Annotated in this window: 17 protein-coding genes; 6 read left to right on the top strand and 11 right to left on the bottom strand. The window is 35.8% G+C overall.

Annotation, left to right across the window (positions count from 1 at the left end; genetic code table 11):
• Positions 1-72 precede the first annotated feature (72 nt).
• From C7D53_RS08425 to C7D53_RS08435, 3 genes are all read right to left on the bottom strand, one after another.
• Complete coding sequence (locus C7D53_RS08425) at positions 73-1,050, bottom strand: acyl-ACP desaturase (protein WP_106915940.1); 978 nt, start codon at positions 1,048-1,050, stop codon at positions 73-75.
• Positions 1,051-1,200: 150 nt separating this feature from the next.
• Entirely contained in the window at positions 1,201-2,742 is a 1,542-nt protein-coding gene (gpmI, locus tag C7D53_RS08430; protein WP_106915941.1) for a 2,3-bisphosphoglycerate-independent phosphoglycerate mutase, read from the bottom strand.
• A 533-nt stretch (positions 2,743-3,275) separates the two neighbouring features.
• Positions 3,276-4,217, bottom strand: a complete 942-nt coding sequence (locus C7D53_RS08435) for a DUF2268 domain-containing putative Zn-dependent protease (RefSeq protein ID WP_106916714.1) — start codon at positions 4,215-4,217, stop codon at positions 3,276-3,278.
• Positions 4,218-4,369: 152 nt separating this feature from the next.
• Here C7D53_RS08435 and C7D53_RS08440 point away from each other — a divergent pair, with 152 nt between their 5' ends.
• Complete coding sequence (locus C7D53_RS08440; protein WP_076355679.1) at positions 4,370-4,693, top strand: translation initiation factor; 324 nt, start codon at positions 4,370-4,372, stop codon at positions 4,691-4,693.
• Between the two features lie 2 nt (positions 4,694-4,695).
• Here the strand turns inward: C7D53_RS08440 and C7D53_RS08445 are convergent, their stop codons facing one another.
• The 3 genes from C7D53_RS08445 to C7D53_RS08455 all read right to left on the bottom strand — a co-directional run bounded on the left by C7D53_RS08445 (position 4,696) and on the right by C7D53_RS08455 (position 9,943).
• Positions 4,696-5,595: a leucine-rich repeat domain-containing protein gene (locus tag C7D53_RS08445; RefSeq protein WP_106915942.1), complete on the bottom strand. Its 900-nt coding sequence runs from the start codon at positions 5,593-5,595 to the stop codon at positions 4,696-4,698.
• Between the two features lie 57 nt (positions 5,596-5,652).
• Positions 5,653-7,806 (bottom strand): alkaline phosphatase PhoX, encoded by a 2,154-nt coding sequence (locus C7D53_RS08450; RefSeq protein ID WP_106915943.1) that lies wholly within the window; start codon positions 7,804-7,806, stop codon positions 5,653-5,655.
• Positions 7,807-8,113: 307 nt separating this feature from the next.
• The gene (locus C7D53_RS08455; protein ID WP_106915944.1) at positions 8,114-9,943 is read right to left on the bottom strand and encodes a cytochrome-c peroxidase; all 1,830 of its coding nucleotides are present in this window, start codon (positions 9,941-9,943) and stop codon (positions 8,114-8,116) included.
• A 318-nt stretch (positions 9,944-10,261) separates the two neighbouring features.
• Between C7D53_RS08455 and C7D53_RS08460 the strand changes: the two genes are divergently transcribed.
• Positions 10,262-11,116: a nucleoside phosphorylase gene (locus C7D53_RS08460; RefSeq protein WP_047098389.1), complete on the top strand. Its 855-nt coding sequence runs from the start codon at positions 10,262-10,264 to the stop codon at positions 11,114-11,116.
• Positions 11,117-11,278: 162 nt separating this feature from the next.
• Here the strand turns inward: C7D53_RS08460 and C7D53_RS08465 are convergent, their stop codons facing one another.
• Positions 11,279-12,046, bottom strand: coding sequence for a Rossmann-fold NAD(P)-binding domain-containing protein (locus C7D53_RS08465; RefSeq protein WP_106915945.1), 768 nt, complete (start codon positions 12,044-12,046; stop codon positions 11,279-11,281).
• Positions 12,043-12,471, bottom strand: coding sequence for a MarR family winged helix-turn-helix transcriptional regulator (locus C7D53_RS08470; RefSeq protein WP_106915946.1), 429 nt, complete (start codon positions 12,469-12,471; stop codon positions 12,043-12,045). The genes C7D53_RS08465 and C7D53_RS08470 overlap by 4 nt, the downstream gene beginning before the upstream one ends.
• Before the next feature lie 223 nt (positions 12,472-12,694).
• Between C7D53_RS08470 and C7D53_RS08475 the strand changes: the two genes are divergently transcribed.
• Both C7D53_RS08475 and C7D53_RS08480 read left to right on the top strand, forming a co-directional pair.
• On the top strand, positions 12,695-12,943 hold the full coding sequence (locus C7D53_RS08475) for a hypothetical protein (protein WP_106915947.1): 249 nt from the start codon (positions 12,695-12,697) through the stop codon (positions 12,941-12,943).
• Between the two features lie 14 nt (positions 12,944-12,957).
• A complete protein-coding gene (locus C7D53_RS08480; protein WP_106915948.1) occupies positions 12,958-13,704 on the top strand; it encodes a DUF3667 domain-containing protein in 747 nt (248 codons plus the stop codon).
• Positions 13,705-13,820: 116 nt separating this feature from the next.
• Here the strand turns inward: C7D53_RS08480 and C7D53_RS08485 are convergent, their stop codons facing one another.
• Positions 13,821-15,101, bottom strand: coding sequence for a hypothetical protein (locus tag C7D53_RS08485; RefSeq protein WP_106915949.1), 1,281 nt, complete (start codon positions 15,099-15,101; stop codon positions 13,821-13,823).
• A gap of 253 nt (positions 15,102-15,354) precedes the next feature.
• Positions 15,355-15,912 carry a DNA-3-methyladenine glycosylase I gene (locus C7D53_RS08490; RefSeq protein ID WP_106916715.1) on the bottom strand — a complete coding sequence of 186 codons (558 nt, stop codon included), beginning with the start codon at positions 15,910-15,912 and terminating at the stop codon, positions 15,355-15,357.
• Positions 15,913-16,050: 138 nt separating this feature from the next.
• Here C7D53_RS08490 and C7D53_RS08495 point away from each other — a divergent pair, with 138 nt between their 5' ends.
• The gene (locus C7D53_RS08495; RefSeq protein WP_106915950.1) at positions 16,051-16,350 is read left to right on the top strand and encodes a hypothetical protein; all 300 of its coding nucleotides are present in this window, start codon (positions 16,051-16,053) and stop codon (positions 16,348-16,350) included.
• Positions 16,351-16,470: 120 nt separating this feature from the next.
• A complete protein-coding gene (locus C7D53_RS08500; protein ID WP_106915951.1) occupies positions 16,471-17,280 on the top strand; it encodes an enoyl-ACP reductase FabI in 810 nt (269 codons plus the stop codon).
• 86 nt (positions 17,281-17,366) lie between these two features.
• On the opposite strand, the gene C7D53_RS08505 is transcribed toward C7D53_RS08500, so the two are convergent.
• Positions 17,367-18,806, bottom strand: a complete 1,440-nt coding sequence (locus C7D53_RS08505; RefSeq protein ID WP_106915952.1) for a glycoside hydrolase family 30 protein — start codon at positions 18,804-18,806, stop codon at positions 17,367-17,369.
• Between the last annotated feature and the right edge of the window lie 9 nt (positions 18,807-18,815).

Here is an 18,815-nt window from a genome sequence, read left to right on the forward strand (position 1 = left end):
TAAGAAATAAAAAAGAGTGCCAAAAAGAAAGGCACTCAATACTTTTATAATTTAAATAATAATATGGTTCTATTAGCTCTTTACCCAGTTAAACTGGAACTGAAGATCAGGTGTAGAAACTCTGTCTGTGATCTTCTGTAGTCTTGCAGGAAGTTTCATCAGGTATTCCTGAGCTTTTTCTGCTTTTTCTGAAAGGCCTTTTACGTGTTCAATCTTCCATTCATCAAGAAGATCTTTCATAATATTAATATAATCCTGACCGGTGTATACCATACATCTCTGTGCAGCATCTGAGAAATGCCCCCAAAGTTCTCCGGCTTTTTGTCCTGATTGTCTCATCAGGTGAGCTGGCATTACGATCTTCTTACGCATCATATCTTCAAACGCAAGGATCATTTCTGATGGGTCTATTTCAAGGATTTTAGCTACGAAATGTTTGTAAGCTTTTGCGTGTCTTGCTTCATCTGCTGCAATTACTCCGCACATTTTTGCTAGTTTTCCATTTCCGCACTGTTTTGCCAATGTTCCTACTCTTCTGTGAGAGATATTGGTTGCAGTTTCCTGGAAACTTGTATAAATAAAGTTTCTGTATGGGTCCATACTTGTACCCAGATCAAAACCGTCATTGATCAGATACTGAGTAGTGATCTCAACTTCTCTCATGTTTACTCTTCCACACAGATATAGATACTTGTTTAATAAATCTCCATGTCTGTTTTCTTCAGCTGTCCAGGCTCTCACCCAGTTTGCCCAGCCTACTTTTTCTTCCTGATTTACTCCGTCAACTCCCATCAACCAAGATTCATAGGATGGTAGGGCTTCTTCAGTAATACAGTCGCCGATTAATGTTACAAACAAATCATACGGCATCTCGCGTGCAAAAGTCTGAATCTCTTCTAAATCATGTTTAAAATCATCGCTTGAAGGATCTGGCAGGTAATCAGAAGGCTGCCATATCTTTTCAATTGGCGTTAAAAATTTATCAAGAAAAGAACCTACTTCCTTTTCCAATATTCCCATTACTTCTTTCCTAACAAGCTTTTGATACATTTTACTATTCAGTTTTTAATTAACAAAGATATGATTTATTTATTATTTAACGCATAATAAAGTATGCAACTCATACCTTATCTGACATAAATCATAAAAAAATGCCGATATATGATTATAACGGCATTTTTTTAACATTATTATTGAATTTTAGCTAACTAAAATATCTCCAGTCATGGCATTTGGTATTTCCACCCCCATTACCTTTAGGATTGTAGGTGCTACATCGCCCAGTTTTCCTGGTTTTAAGCTCCATGTTTTGTCTTTATCCATTACAATAAAAGGAACCAGATTGGTGGAGTGCTGTGTATTAGGAGTTCCATCCGGATTTAGCATTACATCTGAGTTTCCGTGGTCAGCCAGAATGAATACAGCATATCCGTTTTCATAGGCGGCTGTTGCTACTTTCTCTATGCACTGATCTACTGTTTCTGCTGCTTTTACGGCTGCTTCAAAAACTCCTGTGTGCCCTACCATATCTGTATTGGCAAAATTCAGGCATACGAAATCAGCGGTTCCCTGCTCTAATTCCGGTACAATGGCATTTGTGATATCATATGCTGACATTTCCGGTTTTAAATCGTAGGTAGGAACATCTTTAGGGCTTGGACATAGTAGTCTTTTTTCTCCTTTAAATTCTTCCTCTCTTCCTCCTGAAAAGAAGAAAGTAACGTGGGGATATTTCTCTGTTTCTGCAATTCTGATCTGAGTTCTGTTATTTTTTTCAAGAACTTCACCCATGGTTTCCTCTAAAACATTTTCGTCAAAAACAACCTGAACATTCTGGTATGTTTTATCATAATTGGTCAACGTAATATAATAAAGGTTTAACTTCTTCATAGAATATTCAGGAAAATCCTTTTGAGAAAGAACTTCTGTAATCTCTCTACCTCTGTCTGTACGGAAATTGAAGCTGATTACTACATCATTATCTATGATTTTTGCTACAGGAACAATATTTCCGGTTTCAGTCGTGTTAACCAGGATGATAGGTTTAAGGAACTCGTCTGTTACTTTATTTTCATATGAATCCTTAATGGCAGCCAACGCATCCGTTGTTTCAAACCCTACTCCCTCTACAAGGGCATCGTAAGCTAATTTTACACGCTCCCATCTTTTATCTCTGTCCATTGCGAAGTATCTTCCTACAACAGTTGCCAGCTTTCCGGTTGTTGCTTCCATATGGTTTTGAAGCTCTTCAATAAACCCTAATCCTGAATGTGGATCACAGTCTCTTCCATCTGTAAATGCGTGTACAAAGACATTGTCATTTAAACCGAACTCCTTTGCAGCAGTTAATAATCCTTTAAGGTGATTGATATGTGAGTGTACTCCTCCATTGGATACCAATCCTATGAAATGTACTTTTTTATTTTCTTTTTTAGCGTATTCAAAAGCATCCTGAATGACTTTCTCCTGACCAAGGGTTCCGTTTTCAACAGCCATATTCAGTTTTACCAGATTTTGATAAACTACTCTTCCGGCACCAAGATTCATGTGCCCTACTTCAGAATTTCCCATTTGTCCAGCAGGAAGACCAACCGCCAGGCCACTTGCTTCAAGTGTGGTGTGTGGAAATTTTTTATAACAGCTGTCTATGAATGGTGTATTTGCTTTTTCTATGGCAGAAACGTCCGGGTTTGTTCCCAATCCCCATCCGTCAAGAATTGCTAATATTGCTTTTTTTGACATTTTGTAAAACTTTAGTATACAAATTTACCTAATTTCCGATGAATAGAAGAATTTGGAGTCTTTAATTTCATCTACGCCTCATAATCAACATTATAGACTTTTATAAAATACTATTCTATATAATACTTGATTGTATGATCTTGTATTTTGAGGGGCTCTGATGATGATATATAGAATAATTTTAATTTATTTTCTCGCTGATTAAGCTGATTGAGCAGATCTCATGATAGAATTAATAAAATAACTTTATCATTTATTCTTTATTCAGTTTTGCTATTCAGCCTGATATGACAAAAAAATCTGCAACATCTGCACAATCTGCGAGAGACTTTAATTGATTTTCTCACTGATTACGCTGATTGACCAGATCTCAATGATAGAATTAATAAAATAACTTTATCATTTATGCTTTATTCAGTTTTGCTATTCAGCCTGATATGACAAAAAAAATCTGCGGCATCTGCACAATCTGCGAGAGACTTTAATTGATTTTCTCGCTGATGAAGCTGATTGAGCAGATCTTATATAATCATTTATAACTGTTCTTTAAAAAAGTCATCAAATTTCATATTATTCTTCTTTGTATACTCTTTGATATATTGATCTAAAAAACCGCTTTCCTTTAAGAAAATCAAAGGATCGGTAATATTTAGAATATCATGAATTGCTTTATGCTTATCGGTTTGTTTATTGAAATAGGCTTCTGTAATCTTATATCCCATCCAGTATCCAAGGTCATTGGGGCGGTCATCTTTCTTACTTGTTCCATACAACCAGTCTGTAGAATTAGCCGTTTTTAGTGCAGTCACAAATTCTCTGTATAATTTATCGGAATGAGCTTCGCCATATTGATAATAAGGGGTACTTGTATTAATCGTCTCTCCGGAGATTAATTCACTGATAAAATCTGCACTACCTTCCTTTATAGTATATTTTATTAAGAGATCCTTTCCTTTATTATCTTGCTGATAATGGATCAATTCATGGGCAATAAGGGATACAATGCCATCCAGATTATTTAATTTTTCGGTTCCGATTATAATTCCGTCTTTAGAAATAGTTCCACCCGAATTGAATCTTCCATATACAAAATAGACTGGTGGAAATTTCGCTTCAGGATGCCAATATTTCAATGCTGTATAAATAGCTCTGACTCTTTTTTCCTTTTGATTAATGCCAGCCAGAACACTACGACTTTTAAGATAGTCTTCCTTTTTCTTTTTTACCATTGTGTATAACGAATCGGCATTGATAATTCTGTTTTCCGTAAAGCCTTTTACTCCGGCAGAACCATTTTGCATATAATCTACAAAAGGATTTTGCTTTGAGGTTTCCATTTTATCGAATGCTTTCCAGAAATTATCGGTATCTTTTGTTTCAAAGACCGCATTTAGAGGATCCTCGGAAAAGCCGGTTTGGGCATTTGCTATCCCAAAAGTAAGCAGCAAAACAGCAAGAGCATGATTGATTTTCATGTTAGTTTTTAAGGTTATAATTAGGTCTAAAAATATAAAAAACTTCAACATCTTTTCCTAAAAAGTGCTTACAAACCTCATCATTGAAAAAACCTATAAATTTCGCACAGATTTCCCTCTATAAATTCGTAAAATCTTTTTAATTTTGCTTTATGGATTTACGTGATCAACTGAAGAATCTTTTTCCTGCACATGAAGAGCAGGATTTTGAAATGCCTGAAGAAGAATTCAAGCAAAAGGATGCCTTGGTATGCAAGTTTGAGAAAAAGGGAAGAAATGGAAAGCCTGTAACTATTATTGAAGGATGGGAAGGCAGTGAAGATGAACTTAAAAAGATCTCTAAAAAAATAAAAACCACCTTAGGAATAGGCGGTTCTGAGAAGGATGGAACGATTATCATTCAAGGGGACAACCGTGATAAAATAATGACTATCCTTAAAGATATGGGCTATAAAACCAAACGTGTTGGCGGATAGGTTTAGAAATAAACCTGGGTTTCCGGCAGTAAGGCTTTAAGTTTTTCAATTTTAGATTTTTCCATAGGATTTCCTGTAAGAATCAAGGTTTTTAGTTTTTTAAGCTGATTGATTTCTACAGGAATTTCTTTTAGGTTATTGTTGGCTAAATTCATGCTTACAATCTTCTTCAGCCCTTTTATTCGGGATGAAATTTCTGTGATATTATTACCACTTACATTCAAAAATTCAAGTTCCTGAGCCTTAAAAAGGTTTTCGGGAAGTTTAACTATTGCATTTTGCTGAAGTTCAAGATATTTTAGATTTTTAGGAAAAGAAAGATTCCCCATATCATTAATCTGATTATCAGCAAGATTAAGGAATTTCAGGTTTTTGATCTGATCAAGTCTGTTGGCAATGAAACTGATTTGGTTTCCCTGAAGATTGATCTCTTCCAAGGCTGGAATTTCCATAAGAGCTTCGGGGAAAACGTTCAGGTTATTGGCATCGAAATGAACAACTTTTAGCTTCTGAAGTTTTGCAAGATTAGGATTAATGCTTGTCAGGCTGTTCAGATTCATTGAGAAAGTGGTTAGCTTTTCAAGTTTACTTATTTCATCGGGGATATACTTAATGCTGTTTTCATTCACATTTAAAATCTCAAGTTCTTTTAATGCAAATAGTTCCTGATCCATTTTCTCCAATTTATTGGCCATGATATTTAAAAAGAAAATAGAATCCAGTTTTACAAGCTGAGGCGGAAGGTTGAACAACCCTTTTTCTCTAAAGCTCATACTGTAAACTGTTTTTTTACTTTTCAGGGCATCATCAATATTGGTAAATGTAGGATATTTAACAGGATCAATCTGAGCATGAACCTGAGAAAGTGACAAGATGGAAATAAGTAGGAATAGTTTTTTCATAAACAGAAAATGTCTGCCGGCAACAAAAGTTAGCGGCAGACAGGGATTATTAATAATTTACTTCTTTAAAAGTTTTACCGTTTTTTGGAAACCTCCTTCTGCTTCAATATTTAAGATTAAAACACGAGATCCTTCCAACTGCTGTGTAAAATCAAGGTCTAATGCCTTGTTTGTACCATTAAACTTCTTCGTATAAACAATTTTACCATCCATACTGTAAGCGGTTACTGAGATATCTTTCAGCCCTTTCGGTGAGTTGATTTTTACAATCCCCGAAGTTGGGTTTGGTGCTACGGTTACTGTATTTTCAGTGTTTTTGGTTTCGATAGTACCTAAGCCACCCTCGATTCCTAAGTTTTCTTTAAGTGCAATAACAATGGTTGCAGACTTTCCTCTATAATCAATTACATTTCCTGTTGCATCAACGTCTGTAGAGATGGTAGAATCCGGATGCTGGATTGAGAAGAATCCGAATTTATGATCTGGCGTAAATGTTAATCCTGTAGGCTCAGATCCTGCCGGCATAGAAGCAAATAATCTTACTTTTGGATTAGCCTGTGTATGGTCCGGAGCAATTACCCAGATGTAGTTTTTACCACCATCCTGAAGTACCCAAAGATTTCCTAGTTCATCAAAAGTAAGATTATCATTTCCGTCTCCCCAAGCTTCAGACTTTGTTCCCTGAGGGGTATCGAATGAATATACTGTAGATCCACCACCTACAAAAGTTTCTACTTGTGAAGCTGTAGTTCCGTTATCCTGTAAACGATATACTCTGTCTAATCCTTTTGCTGTAAAGTAGATTTTGCCATCCAACGGACTGATATCTACGTCTTCTACTCCATTAAACTTCGTTCCTCCAACAGAAAAGGCAAGGTTTGCTGTATTGTTTTGGTCTGCCTGCTCTTTATTAGGAACCTGAACCCATGTTGCTGTGGTACCTATCGGATCACCTGCAGCAGTCAACCCCTGATCTAATTTCAAGACATAAAGGTTTCCTGAAGAAAGGTTGTTAGGGGTATCCATTACATACTTGTACACCATGTGAGTTCCCCCATCTTCACCGTAGTATGCTGTAGTTCCTGCATTATTGATAACTACGTTTTCATGGTTCATGATTCCCATCTGCCAAAGCTTCCCTTTGGAACCGTTCGCATTTTTAGAAACAACCTGTGCTGTTGCAGGATCAATTTCTACTAACCATCCATAATCCTTATAACCATCTCCGTTGATGTCATTGGATGTAACCGATTCTTCTGCTGTAACTACAGTTCCCCAAGGAGTAACTCCTCCTGAACAGTTTCTGATAGTCTGCACCAAACTAGGGTCTGAAAAACTTACCGCTCTTGATCTTGTCAGTTGCCAAAGTTTTGTAGTTGCATTATAATTAAGTTCCGCCATAGTTACACCACCCGGATTTGTTTCGTGGTTTACAGAAAGGAATCCGTTTGAACTGCTTCCTGCCTTGGCAACATAAGCTGTAAAGTCATTTTGCCCTCCTACTAATCCGCCCCCTTCGGTATAGCTGTCTCCTTCTTTTAAAATAAGCTGATACTTGTGTCCTGTAGGAATGATAAGCTTATTGGTTTGTGCTGTAGGAACAATAGATGTAAAACAGCTAATATGAGAACCATTGCATACAACAGGTGTTGTTGTATTGGTTGTAGTTTTCAGATAGGCATCAATTCTAAGGTCAGAACTTGTAACACTTCTGTTATGCAATTCAATAGAGATTCTGTTGACTCCGTTTACAAATTTTGATTTTGGAATAGAGAAGATATTGTAAACATTCTCTGCAGCACCATCAATGATTGTACTGGAGAAAGTATTGAATGTAATAGTTCCGGCAGGCATATTATCCCTTACCACTTCTTCTCCATTAAGGTAAACCACAATCCCATCATCTCTCATTACACCAAGCTCTACATTGTCTGAAAGCGTTGCCAGATCTACCGTAATATCCTTAGCAAAATAAGCGGTAGTAAGGCTTGAAGCAATGGTAGTGGTAACAGGATCTCCATATCCCAAAGGTCCGTTTCCAACCGCCCAGGTTGAAATATCATACGTTTTAGACTTCCAGTCGTTGGGTTGTGCCTGGTTGTTGTCTTTATAGCTCCAAGATGCATTCTTATTAAAGATAAAAGTCTGCGCCTGAATGGTAGTTCCAGCCAGTAAAGCCAACATTCCAATTGTTAGTAGTTTTTTCTTCATTTTAATTTTGATTTATTAGACGTTGCAAAACTATTTTTAAAAGGCTTTCTATCTGTTAATAGGACTTTAAATATAATTGGGAGAATATTAATTAATTTGAAACCTAATGTTAAGGGGATTAATTTTTTGTTAATTCGGAGTTGGGCAGATTTATGCAAATGAAAAAGAGGCTTGAATATTTATGGATAGCAAGAATATTTTCTTTTAATACCATAAAACCTCAAGCCCCTGTTTATGTAGAAGATGTATAAAATCTACAAATTCTATTTAAGCCTTTGAAATGTAAACATTATCCCCAAAGCATTCCTTACTTCGCTTTATTCACATCTGTAAGGGCATTCAAAAAGGCAATAATCTGATTGATTTCTGTTTGGGTAAGATTCAATTTATCCGGGGCAAGTGTCTGGTTTTTCATCTTTAATCCCAATCCTTCGCCTCCTCCTTCATTATAGAAATCAAGAACTTCCTCCAGAGTATTGAAGGCTCCGTTATGAAAGTATGGTTTTGTAAGTGCAATATTTCTAACGGTAACAGTTTTGAATGAATAATCGTAGATCCAGGATTTTTCCTTTTTCACAGGGCTGTTTCCTCTTCCAAGATCATGATCAAGCTCAATAGGAAGCTGCTTGATTGGTTTTGTAGTTACCCCCAGAACCTCAGATTCATTTTCATTAAAGAAAGGAGGAACCAATCCTGAAAAATGAGGAGCAAAATGACAGGTCGCACAACTTGCTTTTCCCATAAACAAATTGAATCCTTTTTTCACCTCATCAGAAACATTCTTTTCATTCCTCATAAAACGATCAAAATCACTATCAAAAGAGTATAAAGATGCCACATAGGAACTTAGAGCCTTTGAAAAATTCTCTTTATTGATCTTTCCATCCTTAAAGGCAGTACGAAAAGCTTTCTTATATTCAGGTTTGGTTTTTAGCTTCTGAATGATGCTTTCGTAACTGGTATTAAATTCTTCTTCATTGTAAATCACATGTTCTGCCTGCTGTTCAAGATAAAAAGCACGAAGATCATAGAAGAATCTCTTGGCAAAAACAGCATTGTATAACGATGGTGAATTTCTCAGCACTGTTTTTCCCTCTACATTGCTTGGCGACTTGCCTTTAAGATCTGTAAAGGCGTTTTCCGGAAGATGACAGGTGGCACAGCTCATTTTTCCGTTACCACTTAGATTTCCGTCATAGAAAATTGATTTCCCCAGGTTACGAAGATCCGGATTATCTTCTGATGATTTCAATAAGGTATAAAAATAAGGATCTAAGAAATCACTACTGAAGAGGTTTTTATTATTGACATTCCAGCCGGAAAATTCCTTTAAGTCATCAGGTCTTCCATCCCATTTTCCTAATTCTTCATACAGGGGCTGAATATATTTTTTATAAAATTCAATTCTGTCAAAGGTTTCAAAATCCTTGTTTTTTGAAAGATAGCCCATAGCTTCCGTTAGTGTCTGGTTAGCCTTTTCAGTATTATAATTTTTAAAATAAGGGTCATCACTGATATATTTTTGAATTCCCAAAAGCGCATGGCTGGCTTCTTCCGAAATATTCAGGGAACCCGGTGTATCAAAACCTGTTACGCCTAGACTATAAATTCTGATAAGCTCTATACGCAACGGCAATGTTTTATTATTCCCTTTGCTCAATCCATTTTTTATGGTACTCAGATAAAAACTAGAATAGCTGTTGTACAAAAAGTCTGTGATTGTTTTTATTTTTTCCTTTTCCTCTCCGGCTTCCTCCGAAAATATCAACTCATCCAAAACCTGTAATCCTTCAGGAGGAAGTGTATAAGCCGATGTACCCGCAGCTTCAATATGGAACAAAGGGGCAGCATTCACGTGTGTCTTTGTAAACTCAGGATAATGGTAGGCAATATAGAATTCTATTTCCTTAAATGAGTTTCTTGTACTGCTTAGCGATTTTTGTAATTCTCCAAGAGAAATACGGTCTTCTGAGAATTGATGGACATCGGATTTCAATTGTTCAAGTTTACCCTTAAAATCGGATAATCCTTTATTGACAAATGTATTCTCACTTTTTTCTCCTTTATAAACAGGATTAAAGGACATTACTGCAAACCCTATGAAAAGGATAACTACAAGCAGTGGATAAGATCTCATTAATTTTTAGTGGCAAAGCTATTAATTGCATGTTATCTCAGTTTTAATGGCAGATTAAATAATGTTTATATTTCTGATACAATATTTTTTACTAATTTTAAACCCCGAAATCAAATTCATTATTCTTAATTAAGATGGTTTATTCTTAAATACTGTCAAAATAATGGGAAGAGGTTATTGGGAGAGGATATTTTAATTAAATTCAACACATCAAAACAAATATAGGAGTATGAAAGCAAAATCATTGTTGGCTATTACATGTAGCAGCTCCTTATAAAAAGGCAATATTCATTAATTAAAAACAAAAAAATATAAATTATGCTAAACAAACTTGCTGCTTCAGAACTTGTTCTGAATGAAGACGGTAGTGTATACCACTTGAATCTTTTACCTGAAGATATTGCGGATAAAATCATCCTTGTAGGTGATCCGGACAGAGTGGCAAAGGTTTCAAAATATTTTGATACTGTAGAAATCAAAAAAAATAAAAGAGAATTCTATACGCACACAGGAACACTTCGTGGTGAAAGAATTACGGTAATGTCTACAGGTATCGGAACTGAAAACATCGATATCGTAATGAACGAACTTGATGCTCTGGTAAACATCGATCTTCAAAACAAGGAGTTTAAAACTGAACACAAAGCCCTTGAATTATTCCGTATGGGAACATGTGGCAGTGTGAATCCTGATGTACAGGTGGACAATATGCTTGTTACCCAAAATGTAGTAGGACTAGACGGATTAATGCATTTCTATCAGGACTATAACTTTGAAAATGAGTTTTCTAAAAACTTTTTGGAGAAGTTTCCTTACGAAAAAATCAAGCCAATGCTTTATTTCTCAGATTGGGCAGAAGAAATGGGTGAATACTACAAGGATGCCAAATACCACGGAAATACAGCTACTTTCCCGGGGTTCTATGCTCCACAGGGAAGACAGCTTCGTCTAAAGGCTGTGGATGATAAATTCCTTGAAACATTAAATGATCTTGGAATCACCAATTTTGAAATGGAAACTTCTGCTATCTATGCTCTTTCAAAATTATTAGGTCACAAAGCTATTACCGTAAACAACGTAATCGCTAACAGAAGACGTGGAGAATTCTCTGCAGATCACCACGCATCTGAAAAGAACCTGATCACTTGGGTACTTGACAGAATTATTAAATAGATATTGGATTAATTTCCCTATTAAAATACAAGCCTTCGAAAATTAATTCGAAGGCTTTTTTTGTAGGTTTGGGCTAAAGCCAATGGATTTTTGATTTTATTAAATGAACGGGCTAAAGCCCATTTCTATTGAATATTTTTCTCTCGTGGATTATTCAGGTTTTTATTTATGAAATTCACGAGGATCAGGAAATTGAAAAACATAATCCAGTTCTGAAACTAATTGAGAAGACAGGATTATTTTTCCTTTCAATTCTGGAGTTTTCTCTGCTGTATCCTGAATATTTTTTTGTGCATTTATCACTTCTGATTTTGTAGGGTGAATAGGAGCTGATACGTTATATAACTTGGCTTCTGCACTTGTTTCAATCATCTTTAAGAGAATCCTGCAGATATCAGCATAATGGATATGGTTCACGGCAAAATCAGGATTGCTCACGTTATAATTTTTTAAAAGCCTGTTGTCTCCCATTAATCCACTCAATCTTAAAATATTAGTCTGTGGATATTTATTTCTTACCATTCGCTCTCCCGAAACCTTTTCCCAAGGCAGATCTTCTTCTCTAAACTCTTGTGACAGGTCTGGATAAACACCTGTGGAACTCATTAAAAACATTTGACCTTTATAGTCTCCGATAAAGGAAGATAAATTCTGGATTCTGTTATATAAAGAACTTACACAGCAGCTTTTTTCAGAAATAGGAATTGTAATGATTAAGGCATCCATCTGTGTTATCTCATCCCATTGTGGGATTGGATCTTTCAATTGATAATCTGCAAAACTTGCTACTATTGCATTAAATCCCTGGGCATTCAGCTCATCAGCCTTATCCTGTGTGGTTACAGTTGAGTAAATTGTATGCTTATCAGACATGGAAGCAGCAATTCTGGCTCCCAGCCATCCGTATCCTATAATTCCTATTTTCTTCATATTGCAGAGGTAGATTGTGTTGATAATATTTCGTCCAGAGTAGACTTTAATTGTTTCTTCTTTTCTTCATCAAGATGAAAACACCTTTGAACAGCTTCGGGAATATGCTGGGCTTTATCTTTAAGAAGTCTTCCGGTATCTGTAAGGTCAATGAGCACTACCCTTTCATCCTCTATGCTTCGTGTTCTGCTTAGAAGACCGTTTTTCTCCATACGCTTCAGTAAAGGAGTAAGCGTTCCGTTATCCAGATGAAGATGATCACCAATCTTCCCTATATTCATCCCTCCTTTTTCCCATAGGATCAGCATGACCAGATATTGAGGATACGTTAATGAAATTTCATCCAGATAAGGCTTATATAAGCCCGTTATATACCTTGAAACGGCATAAGTTTTAAAACATAAATGCTCCGAAAACGCAATCATAAGTTCTTTTTTGATGCAGCAAAAATACTCAATTTATTTTGTGCACAATATTTTTGTTTAAAATATTATATTACCCTTGAAATACTGATTAGGTTGGGAATTATATTATAAAAAACATCACTACACTTTAGGGTATATTTAATGGCATTATTGCATTTTTTTACGCGAGTCAGTTTTATGGTTTACCTTTTTTATTAATTTAGCAAAAAACTAACTATTAAACATGAAAAGCACAAAGCTATCTGACTTATCCCTTGATGAGTTAACCCAAGAAGAAAAAAAACGTTCTGCCATCCATATTTTCTTTTCTATTCTTATAGGAATAATGGTGGGTGCAGCCATCTACACAACCATAAGGAAAGGTTTCAGTGCTATAAGTCCTCTTCCATTAGCCTTTCTTCCGCTATATCTAACCATAAGGAATAGCTTGCAAAGTGTACGTAAAGAAATACTGTCGAGAAAGGCTAACTAAAAAGCTCTTATAACATGTACGATAAATGTTTAAACTGTAGCCAGCCTGTCTCTACAAAATTTTGTAGCAGTTGCGGCCAAAAATCAAGCACTCACAGGTATTCCTTAAGGCACTTTATAGAGCATGATCTTATCCATGGGGTGTGGCATGTAGATAAAGGTATCTTGTTTACTGTAAAAGAATTATTCACAAGACCCGGAAACAGTGTACGGGAATATATTCTGGGAAAAAGGGTCAGTTATTTTAATTTCATCACCTTACTACTTTTAACAGCTACAATATCTGCGGTCCTTTCACATTATTCCACCATAGAGTACAGTTCCTTGGTTTCTGAAGAGGGAAAAGCCTCTGTGGATTCTTTTGAAAATCTGGTAACATCCTATCTCAAATTCTTTCTTTTACTTTCCATCCCCTTTAATTCTTTTTTCAGTTATATATGGTTTAGAAAGGCCGAATTTAACTATTCCGAACACCTTGTGCTCAATTCTTATAAAACAGCAGCTGAAATGATTGCATCAATAGTACTTACTGCCATTGCATTATTTTTCAAAAGCACCCCTACTTTTGTAAGTATTTATTTTACAGCATTCTGCATATTTAGTCTAGGATATGGAATATGGTTTTATTCTCAGTTTTTCTCTCAATCTGGATATTCCAAAGCATCTTTAATTTTCAGAAGCATTATGATCCCTGTATCATTTATGCTCTTTCAGTGTGTAGTGGGGCTTGTTTGGGGCTTTCTCGCATTAATGCTAAAATAATACTGCATTTAAAAAGACAATTCTTTTAATTTGTTCTTCTGAATTTCATATAAAAAAGGCTTCCAAAACGGAAGCCTTAACACCATATCAACTATAATAAAACTTATTATTATCCATTAAAATTCATTAATCATTACATAAAAATGACCAGAGTATAAGCTGTTTGCACTTCCTGAAATATTGGTAAGATTCACTGTAATACCGGAAGTTGAAGTCATCCTTGGATTAGATATTGAAAATGTTGAGTTGCCAACAAAATCTCCGGCCGGAGAAACAACAACAACAGCCCTTGTAGAACCCGGTTGAAATCCTGCAGGAATAGCAATCTCCAATGTTGTAGATTTTCCGGGAGGCAAATTATTGATCGATACGCCTGGCCATACCTCAAAAGTTATCTGATTTTTCTGTAGACTTCCTTTCTCTCCAAGTTTATACTGACCGTTTACATCCAACTTTGCAGAAGTATTGGGAGTTTCAGTTCCAATCCCTACATTAGCAATACTATTCCCCAAAACAATCGCGTTTGCCTGTGTAGTAGTTGCTCCATATCCTACTGCTGTTGAAAATTGTCCCAAGGCATTAGCACCCGAACCTATTGCAGTAGAATTTTCTTTATTCGTAACAGCATTATATCCTAAAGCCGTTTCACTGTTTGTATTTGTCTTTGCATTATATCCCACTGCAATGGATTGAAATCCTCCTGCTGAAGCATTATTTCCAATTGCGGTAGATTCATTTTTACTGGTTTGGGCATTGTAACCAATTGCTGTGGACTTAAAAGCGCCTGCCGTTGATTTATTTCCTATGGCAAGAGCATCATTGGTAGAAACTGCAGCAGCACTTCCGATGGATATCCCCTGAAATGCAGAGCTTGAACTTCCAATGGCAATTCCATTCTGACCAGCATTAGCGCCTAATCCAAGACTTACCGAATTATCAACCCCCAATCTTCCTGCAGTAGATGAATTGACCTTAAAAATAAGATCATCCATCGTATTTGTACCTAGGGAAAGGGTTGTATTTGTCCCACTATAATTCCCACTGTTGGTTCCCATTGTATTCCAACCTGTTCCATTATCATTGGTATTTATATTTTTACCAGTATTGTTAGATAGTTTATTCCATTTAGCTTCAAACCAATAGTAAAAACCGGCATCCTGTAAACTTCCGCTCCCATTATTCCAAACTATAAGCCCATCTGCAGGAGATGGTACTGTAACGTTATCTGTAATTGAATTTAAGGCAATGCTTGGAAGAAGTACCCCCTTATCTTTTGAGCTTATTTGAAGCATTGATGAACGATCAGGACTAGACAATCCAATCCCAACCTGAGCATACGTAAAAAGTGTACACTGTAAAAAGAGAAGATGGAGTAATAATTTAAAGTTTCTTTGCATCACCTTTGTTTTTCGGACCGCAAATATACGAATTTTCAATAAATCAGCAATTATTTTATCAAATTCATAATTAAAAACACACTATAGTGATTAAAACCAAAATTACTCACTAAACATTGAAAATAATTTACCCTCAATAAGTTACATAATCCTTTATCCATTAGCTTTAAAAGAAACATTCCATTTAAAGGCAAAAATACACAATTGCATAATTAACAATAAACATCACCCTAAATTGAATAAAGAGTACCAATTATTTCCTTACAAAACAACTTTCAATATGATCATTAATCATACCGGTGGCCTGCATATGTGCATAAACAACTGTGGATCCAACAAACTTAAATCCTCTTTTCTTCAAATCCTTAGAAATGATATCAGAAATATCTATAGTTGCAGGAACTTCTGATAATGACTTAGGTTGGTTATCAATAGGTTTTCCGTCTATAAAGCCCCAGATATATTCAGAAAAACTACCGAATTCTTCCTGTACTTCCATAAATTTCTGTGCATTGGTAATTGCAGCCAGTATTTTAAGTCTATTTCTTATAATTCCTGCATTGTTCATCAGCTCTTCTACCTTTATATCAGAATAAGCAGCCATTTTTACATAATCAAAATGATCAAAAGCCTTTCTGAAGTTTTCTCTTTTGGAAAGAATGGTATACCAGCTCAATCCGGCCTGAAAGCTTTCAAGAATAAGGAATTCAAATATCGTTTTATCATCATATACAGGTCTTCCCCACTCTTCATCATGATACTTTCTATAGAGATCATCTTTTTCGCACCATCCACAACGTATTTTTTCCATAATACTCATATTTTGTAAGATAAAGATAGGATTGATTTAGAAAATTATAACAAAAGATTATGAAAAGTTTAACAAAGCACTCAGATTTTAGGAATGGTTCTTGTTAATTTAATCATACCAAATAAAATTTATAGTATTATGAACAATTCAGATTATAACAAAGCGGAAAATGCAGTAAATAATGTAGAAAATTCTTTACAGAATGCAGCAGACAACACCAAATGGAAAATCAATGAATTGGCAGATAAGGCCAAAGATTACCTTAATGAAAAACGAAATAATGATGAAGAGGCAAGTCAGGAGGATTGGCTGGACAGGGTAAAAGCTAATGTATCAGATGCCTGGGAAGACATTAAGGATAAAGCAGATGAGGCTTGGGAGAAAACCAAGGATGCTGCAGAAGATGTAAAGGCAGAATGGAACAAGAAAACCAATTAAAATTTCAGTCATATAAATATTTTCAAGAAAATGGAGTCTTATAATTGATAAGGCTCCATTTTTATTATGTCATAACCACAATTATTGCTACATTTGTATTTCAATAAACATTAAAAAATTATGTCATACGGTTTACTTAAAGGCAAGAAGGGAATTATTTTTGGAGCCCTTAACGAACATTCTATCGCATGGAAGGTTGCTGAAAGATGTCATGAGGAAGGCGCAGAGTTTATCTTATCTAATGCTCCTATCGCTATGAGAATGGGGGAATTAAATGCTTTGGCTGAAAAGACAGGGTCTGAGGTAATAGCTGCTGATGCAACTTCTATGGAAGATCTTGAGAAACTTTTTGATGCTGCTGTTGCAAAATTTGGTAAAATAGACTTTATTTTACACTCTATAGGAATGTCTGTCAATGTAAGAAAAGGGAAACACTATACAGATATGAACTACGACTGGTTAGAAAAAGGCTGGGATATTTCTTCTGTATCTTTCCACAAAGTAATGCGTCTGGCTTGGGAAAAAGACTGTATGAATGAATGGGGAAGCATCCTTGCCCTTACTTATATTGCAGCTCAGAGAACTTTCCCTGACTACAATGATATGTCTGACAACAAAGCATATCTTGAAAGCATTGCAAGAACTTTCGGATACTATTGGGGAGAAAGAAAAGTACGTGTTAACACGATTTCCCAATCTCCTACTCCTACTACAGCAGGAAGCGGTGTAAAAGGCTTTGGAGGATTCCTTGGTTATGCTGAAGAAATGTCTCCACTAGGAAATGCTACAGCTTTAGACTGTGCTAACTACTGTGTGAGCATGTTCTCTGACCTTACCAAGATGGTAACTATGCAGAATCTATTCCACGATGGTGGTTTCAGTAATTCGGGAGTTACTCAGAAAGTAATCAACAGATATGATGCAGAATAATTAATTACTGATCATTTTCGTTATAAAATTGAATCGGCGGCCTCTTTGAGGCCGCCGATTCTGTTTAAAATAATATTAATATGATGCTATAAAATTACGGTCTGTATAGAATGGGCAGGAGCATTTAGCTTTGCCGCCATTCCCTCAATCCAAAGATTGGTTTCAATATCATTATCTGAATCGTTCATAATAACAGTTACCAATTGTCCGTTTTCATTCATGAAAGCAGAAGAAGTAAGGGCAGCCCTATTGGAAGAGCTTCCTATTCTTTGTGCATTAGGCTTGATATATTTTGAAACATGCCCTATATAATAATATTCATAAGTATAAAATACCTCTCCTGTTTTGGTATCTGCAATAATGGGAGCAAAACAGAAATTTCCTTTATGGTTCGGGCCTCCGGTTTCATCTAAGAGGATATTCCAGTCTGTCCATAGGGCATTTCCTTTATTAAAATCATTCAGCATATTCTTGCTATACAGTTCTCCTAGGCTTACGTCATAGATTTTATCCATTTTGAACTGTTCTTTACAACCTTCCGTGAAGGCCAAAAATTTATCTGGAAAAGCTTTGTGGGTTTCTGCAAGGTTATCAAAAAGCTGAGTTTTATTGTTCCATGTTTCATACCAATGGTAACCAATTCCGTGGGCATATTTTGAAGTTTCAGGATCGCTTAGCGTTGTTGTCGCTCTTTGGTAAATCAGGTCTCTGTTGTGATCCCAGATCATCACTTTTTTATCTTTATATCCATTTTTCCAAAGGGTTGGCCCCAGATTATTCTTCAGAAATTCTCCTTCTTCTTCGGCTGTATAGATACAAGATTCCCAGGATTGTGTAGCCATAGGTTCATTCTGAACGGTTAATCCCCAAACATTAATTCCCCTTTTTTCATATTCCTTGATGAATTTAATATAGTAATCTGCCCAAGTCTGATAATACTGGTTTTCTAATCTCCCTCCCTTGTACAAACTTTTATTGGATTTCATCCAGGCTGGTGGGCTCCAGGGTGAGAAATAGAAAGTAAAATTATTCCCGATTGCTTTTTGAGCCTCTTTAATCATAGGAATCTTGTACTTTTCGTCGTGTGCAAGGTTGAATGTTTTCAGTGAGGTATCATTATCTTCTACATAGGTATAAGAATCACTGGAAAAGTCACAGGAATTCATGTTGGTACGAACAACGGTATATCCCAGTCCATTTTTTCCAAAGTAGGCATCCAGAATTTCTTTTTGCTTATTCTTTGGCATTTTGTAGAATGTTTCTGCTGATGCATCTGTAATAGCACCTCCAATTCCTATTAGCTTTTGACATTTAAAATCAGGAGCCACAAAAATACAGGCTTCTGTTTCCTTTGGTTGTCCAAATTGCTCAAACTGTACAGGACCTTTATCTACCATTCTTTCATCAACCTTAGAATTGGTAAGAATTACCTTAGCTGTTTTTCCTTCATGTTTTTTCCAATAATTCTGGGCATTGACATTCACCACAACACCTACTACAAAACAACTTACGATTAGTTTTCTCATGATTTTAAT

The organism is Chryseobacterium aurantiacum (assembly GCF_003020585.1).
GTDB classification, from domain to species: domain Bacteria; phylum Bacteroidota; class Bacteroidia; order Flavobacteriales; family Weeksellaceae; genus Chryseobacterium; species Chryseobacterium aurantiacum.